Here is a 6,037-nt window from a genome sequence, read left to right on the forward strand (position 1 = left end):
TTCATGAGAGTTTCCCTTGAGTCGCGGCAACCATTGGCAGATTCAACCCCTGCTCTTGTGCACAATTAATAGCAATGTCATAACCCGCATCAGCATGACGCATCACACCAGTAGCCGGATCGTTATGTAATACCCGGGCGATACGTTCGGCGGCTTCGTCAGTGCCATCACACACCACCACCATGCCAGAATGTTGCGAGAAGCCCATCCCGACACCACCACCATGGTGCAGTGATACCCAAGTTGCCCCACTGGCTGTATTCAATAAAGCATTAAGCAGCGGCCAGTCAGATACCGCATCAGAGCCATCCTGCATGGCTTCGGTTTCGCGGTTAGGGCTGGCGACTGAGCCAGAATCCAGATGATCGCGGCCAATGACAATGGGAGCCGACAACTCCCCAGTACGTACCATTTCGTTAAATGCCAAGCCTAATCTAGCGCGTTGACCCAGACCAACCCAGCAAATACGGGCGGGTAACCCTTGGAAGTTGATACGCTCACGGGCCATATCTAGCCAGTGATGCAAATGCGCATCATCAGGGATAAGTTCTTTAACCTTAGCATCGGTTTTATAAATATCATCGGCGTTACCGGAGAGTGCGACCCAGCGGAACGGGCCAATACCACGGCAGAATAGCGGACGAATATAAGCAGGAACAAAACCAGGGAAATCAAAGGCATGGGCAACACCCATATCTTGTGCCATTTGGCGGATATTATTGCCGTAATCAAAGGTTGGGATACCCATATTGTGGAAGGCCAGCATCGCTTCGACATGTTCTGCCATTGAGGTTTTGGCCGCATTCACCACCAGTGTCGGTTCACTTTGCGCACGCTGGCGATACTCTTCCCAGCGCCAACCTTTTGGCAAATAACCATTCAATGGGTCGTGCGCACTGGTTTGGTCGGTCACCATGTCCGGGCGAACCCCGCGACGGACCAGTTCAGGTAAGATCTCAGCCGCATTACCGCACAATGCAATAGAAACCGCGTCACCGGTGGCGGTGTATTTTTTGATTCGCGCTAACGCATCGTCCAGATCAGTGGCTTGTTCATCGACGTAACGGGTTTTAAGACGAAAATCGATGCGGCTCTGTTGGCATTCAATATTCAGAGAGCAGGCACCCGCCAGAGTCGCGGCCAACGGTTGTGCGCCACCCATGCCACCGAGCCCTGCCGTTAACACCCAACGCCCTTTCAAATTACCGCCGAAGTGCTGCCGGCCGGCCTCGACGAAGGTTTCATAGGTACCCTGTATGATTCCTTGGCTACCGATATAAATCCAACTGCCGGCGGTCATCTGGCCGTACATGGCCAGCCCTTTAGCATCGAGTTCGTTAAAATGTTCCCAGTTAGCCCAGTGAGGCACCAAATTCGAGTTAGCTATCAATACCCTGGGGGCATTACTGTGAGTTTTGAATACACCGACCGGCTTACCAGACTGGATAAGCAAAGTCTCGTTATCATTTAAATGAGTCAAACTCTCAACAATCTGGTCATAGCATTCCCAATTACGGGCAGCACGGCCAATACCACCGTAAACTACTAATTCTTTAGGATTTTCAGCCACCTCAGGATCAAGGTTGTTCATCAGCATGCGCAACGGGGCTTCAGTCAGCCAACTTTTGGCGGTCAGTTGTGTACCACGCGGGGCGCGAATCTCATTATCACGGAATCTATTTTGGGCAGTCACGGCAATTTCCTTCAACCAGTTTTTCAGGTATCAACGACATTACTTAGCTTAAGCATTTATTAACATATACTCGTATAGACAAGTACAATCAAGCTCAGGAAAAACTGCAATATGCAGCCGCACATCAAAAAAATAGTGATGGTAATAATCTTTAAAATTAATTAGTTATAATTAACTTCATGCGGAATTAAAGCCGAGCGGGAGGATTTTCGACGTGATTTGGCCGATGAAATCAGCATAAAATTGGGGTATTTTTGCGCACCGAGTCACATATATTTCACACGGATTTTACATTGCAACGCTCAAAACACGTCACTTCAGGCACCCGGTTCGTACAACATTTTACATCCTGCCACTGACAAGCAGCAGGGTCACAGTACTTCAATAAGTTCAAACTGTTCAAAGACGAGTTCCATATCGTCTGAATATACCCCCGCGCGTTCGAAAAATGCCCGATGCGCCGCTCGCCAATAGCCAAGGCTCAGGTCTCCCTCTCCTTCCTGACTCGCAAGACCCGCAGTGACATCCGAAAACCGGATAAGGCGCAATGCAACGGTTCTTATTACACAAATTGGCTTGCCATTACCACCAAGAATAATGCTGTAACTTCCTATTGAGGGTGGCTCTTCCTCATTTTCAAAGGAGTGTAGTGAACCGCAACTTGCTGTCTTTTTCCCCGTGACGACCAATGCGACGAGTTCATCAGCCAATTCGGGTGAATCACCAAACGACCACGATAATGCACCGGGATATCTGTCAGTTAAGTGTGTGAGCTTTACATCCATGATCATGAGTAAATCCTTTAATTGAGGATAATTAAGCAACGAGAGGAGTAAACAAAGGGGTTTCGATCTACAAATGACAGGTCATATCCATGCAACAAGAGCCTGACGGGATGGGTCATCAACGACAAAGAATGGATTATCCACGATCGCCCTCGGGAATCCCCCTGCCATCTGGTCCGGAGTTCAGGCCGTAAGTGTTTTCTCATCGTAAATATCCTTGCATCTGTGCCTTATCGCCCTGTTCCTTATTTGCCACAGTTGCTCTGCTTCACATGGTGATACCAGCCGAACATTCATATAACCTTCTGATTTTTTATTCAATATAACAGTAGGCTTCCAAATGATAAAAGCCCCGACTAGATTAGCCAGGGCTTTTAAGTTACTACAGACTTAGAATTAAACATTAATCAACTTAATAATGTGATGCTATCTCTCGATATTACTAATTAAAGATGTACATGTTTTACAGGAATATTTTGCGTTTAGACTACTTTGCCCTCCAATATATTAACTGAATGGTAACTCTTCCCGTTTATTACATTTAGCCATGCTCATGATAAGACTGACTAAATTAGTACATCACCCTCGCGATATATACTCTTTGTTACGTGGCTTTACTTTCGTCGCGATATCCTCGACTTCATACTTACGTACACAAATCGCGAACATTACTATTAACAACAAAGCCTTAACTCATCGCGTTATGGTCCACAGCATGCGATTGTAAAGATTTACTGCATGGCCTGAAAGCTTCATCGCACAGGTTCACTATACAAAACCCATTGCGAATCTCACATAAAAAATATTTCGTGACCTTTATCGCATTATTTCAAACTTACTACATGGACACCGGTTAAATAAAGAGTTTGCGACTACGTGCACCGGTGTTAAATTCTAATTTACGTGTTCTGTACTAGATGTCAATACTGTTTTTAAGAACATGTTTTTATTATCAGTACTACTGAAAATTGATAGCAACCTCAAAGGGTCTCCGCGCCCTTAATTCACCATGATTAACCGCGACGGTCTATTTCTAACCGGTCATTAAATCATCGAAAAACCTAAAATATAATCCTCTTCATCTTCATTAATAAGAACTTTTATAATGGCCATAACCGGCGTTGCAGAGTAGAACGCCTAATCAGGAAGAGCCCATTACCCAATGATGTTAAAGATCAATTACCTGATTCATCAACGACCTGCTCGCCGCGAGAAGGGGGGGTATCAAGATAAAAAATAATGGTCGGTTCTTCGCCGCAGTTACGAACCAGCCCCAGCGCATTACGCGAAGTACCACAGGCCGGGTTGTGATAAAAAGTAATGTTGCTCATATCAGTATCTCATTACAGCTTGAAAGAGAGCCGGAGTACCAACGCGGCCAGCGTGACAAACAGCACAGGTAAAGTCATGACAACCCCGGTGCGGAAGTAATATCCCCAGGTAATTGTCATGTTCTTCTGCGAAAGAACATGGAGCCAGAGTAGTGTCGCCAGGCTACCAATGGGGGTAATTTTCGGCCCCAAGTCGCAACCAATCACGTTGGCATAAATCATTGCCTCTTTAATCGCACCGGAAGCTGTACTGCCGTCGATAGACAGTGCTCCAATCAGAACCGTTGGCATATTGTTCATAATAGAAGACAGGAACGCCGTCAGGAAACCGGTTCCTATTGTGGCTGCCCAAAGCCCTTTATCGGCAAGTACGTTAAGGATACCAGAAAGATATTCCGTTAAACCGGCGTTGCGCAGGCCATAAACTACCAGGTACATACCCAACGAGAAAATAACGATTTGCCAGGGTGCGCCACGCAGCACTTTTCCGGTGTTAATCCCATGCCCTTTTTTCGCCACAGCAAACAGGATTAATGCGCCAATGGCCGCAATTGCACTGACCGGAATGCCTAGCGGTTCCAACACAAAAAAACCGACCAACAACAGGACCAACACCGCCAAACCGGTTTTGAACGTCGCGGGATCTTTAATCGCTTTTGCCGGTTCTTTAAGCAGAGAAAGCTCATAAACTGGTGGGATATCCTTGCGGAAGAACAGGTGCAGCATCACCAATGTCGCGATGATAGCAACGATATCCACTGGCACCATCACCGACGCATATTCACTGAAGCCGAGTCCGAAGAAATCAGCAGAAACAATGTTGACCAGGTTCGAAACAATGAGCGGCAGACTAGCCATATCAGCGATGAAACCGGCTGCCATCACGAAAGCAAGCGTTGTGCCTTTGCTGAAACCCAGCGCCAACAACATAGCGATAACAATAGGTGTAAGAATGAGTGCGGCACCATCATTGGAGAACAGCGCGGCCACGGCAGCGCCCAATAGAACAATGTAGGTGAATAGCAGGCGTCCTCGCCCATTGCCCCAACGGGAAACATGCAACGCGGCCCATTCGAAAAAACCGGACTCATCAAGCAACAGACTAATGATAATCACGGCAATAAAGGTCGCCGTGGCATTCCAGACGATGCTCCAGACAACAGGAATATCGGTGACATGAACGACGCCTGAGACTAAGGCCAGTACCGCCCCTAAGCTTGCACTCCAGCCAATCCCCAGCCCTTTTGGTTGCCAGATAACCAACACAATGGTCAGGATAAATATTGCTCCCGCCAGTAACATAGAACCTCCGGTCAAGGCAGCAAAATGGCCCTGTAACATGATCTGAATGATTAACCCACGATTGGGCCAAACACTGTAAGCAGTTCTATTTTCAATATATCATATTACATTATCCATATATATTAAGATGAATTTTTTAGATACAGATGGTCTTACCGCTGGTGGAGCAGTTTACTGACGCCAGCTTATGCGCGATAGCCTGAACCTCGTTCTGCTGGCTTAACCAGGCCTGCTCAATGACCTGTGCCGCCCATGAAGGGATATGCGGAGACAGGCGGTAGTGAACCCATTTCCCTTGCTTGCGATCCAGAAGCAGACCACTTTCACGTAGTATTGCCAGGTGGCGTGAGACCTTCGGTTGGGGCTCATCAAGGGCTGCGCAGAGATCGCATACACATAACTCACCCATCTCTTTGAGTAGCAGCACGATACCCAGACGGGTTTCGTCAGATAGGTTTTTGAAGAGTTGTAGGGGCATTAGAGCCATCATTATTCTCCATTTATAAGATGTTTAGCATATCCAACACCGTGAATATTACAACAATACATTCGAATATTCATATGTGTTTTTGCAAAATCCTTTGAGTCTATTTGTGTTTATTGCTTAAAGTAATTTTAATTCTGACGTGTTTAAGCCCACTTTTGTCTATTGGCAAAAAGGCGGGGGTTTTGATCCACTCACGTACCGAGATCCGTTGATACCCGCAGTCAACAAAAGCAGCGCGACGCCGAAAACCAGAGTCAACAGGCTGACGGCAGTTGGCGCAAACTGTTTCGCAGCCTACGCGGTGAAATGACTGAGGAACTGCAAACCGAACATATCCGCCGGATTTCACAGCGGGAGCTGGCACAGGAATTCGGACATCTGATTGAAGAGTTGGAGCTGGATAAAGATTACACGTCACTGCAATTATGTGCTTCTGCAA

At 46.9% G+C, this 6,037-nt stretch carries 4 protein-coding genes and 2 pseudogenes; 1 reads left to right on the forward strand and 5 read right to left on the reverse strand.

The genetic code is table 11. The features are described 5' to 3' along the window. Position 1 precedes the first annotated feature (1 nt). The 5 genes and pseudogenes from hutU to AEP37_RS16390 form a co-directional block, all read right to left on the reverse strand. A complete protein-coding gene (hutU, locus tag AEP37_RS16370) occupies positions 2–1,693 on the reverse strand; it encodes a urocanate hydratase (RefSeq protein ID WP_049614348.1) in 1,692 nt (563 codons plus the stop codon). A gap of 371 nt (positions 1,694–2,064) precedes the next feature. After that, complete coding sequence (locus AEP37_RS16375; protein ID WP_156168630.1) at positions 2,065–2,484, reverse strand: ASCH domain-containing protein; 420 nt, start codon at positions 2,482–2,484, stop codon at positions 2,065–2,067. Between the two features lie 1,190 nt (positions 2,485–3,674). Next, positions 3,675–3,809 (reverse strand): annotated as a pseudogene (locus tag AEP37_RS16380) (arsenate reductase); the annotation flags it as partial. A 12-nt stretch (positions 3,810–3,821) separates the two neighbouring features. Beyond that, a complete protein-coding gene (locus tag AEP37_RS16385; RefSeq protein WP_049614349.1) occupies positions 3,822–5,111 on the reverse strand; it encodes an arsenic transporter in 1,290 nt (429 codons plus the stop codon). Between the two features lie 136 nt (positions 5,112–5,247). Continuing rightward, positions 5,248–5,598 carry a transcriptional regulator gene (locus tag AEP37_RS16390; RefSeq protein WP_049614350.1) on the reverse strand — a complete coding sequence of 117 codons (351 nt, stop codon included), beginning with the start codon at positions 5,596–5,598 and terminating at the stop codon, positions 5,248–5,250. Positions 5,599–5,814: 216 nt separating this feature from the next. Between AEP37_RS16390 and AEP37_RS27750 the strand changes: the two are divergent. Further along, positions 5,815–6,037, forward strand: a pseudogene (locus tag AEP37_RS27750) (aldehyde dehydrogenase); the annotation flags it as partial.

Source organism: Yersinia pekkanenii (genome assembly GCF_001152565.1).
Lineage (GTDB): Bacteria > Pseudomonadota > Gammaproteobacteria > Enterobacterales > Enterobacteriaceae > Yersinia > Yersinia pekkanenii.

Coding starts and splice junctions, on each gene's coding strand:
- AEP37_RS16375 (WP_156168630.1), bottom strand. CDS start 2,484: ATGATCATGGATGTAAAGCTCACACACTTAACTGACAGATATCCCGGT.
- AEP37_RS16385 (WP_049614349.1), bottom strand. CDS start 5,111: ATGTTACTGGCGGGAGCAATATTTATCCTGACCATTGTGTTGGTTATC.
- AEP37_RS16390 (WP_049614350.1), bottom strand. CDS start 5,598: ATGGCTCTAATGCCCCTACAACTCTTCAAAAACCTATCTGACGAAACC.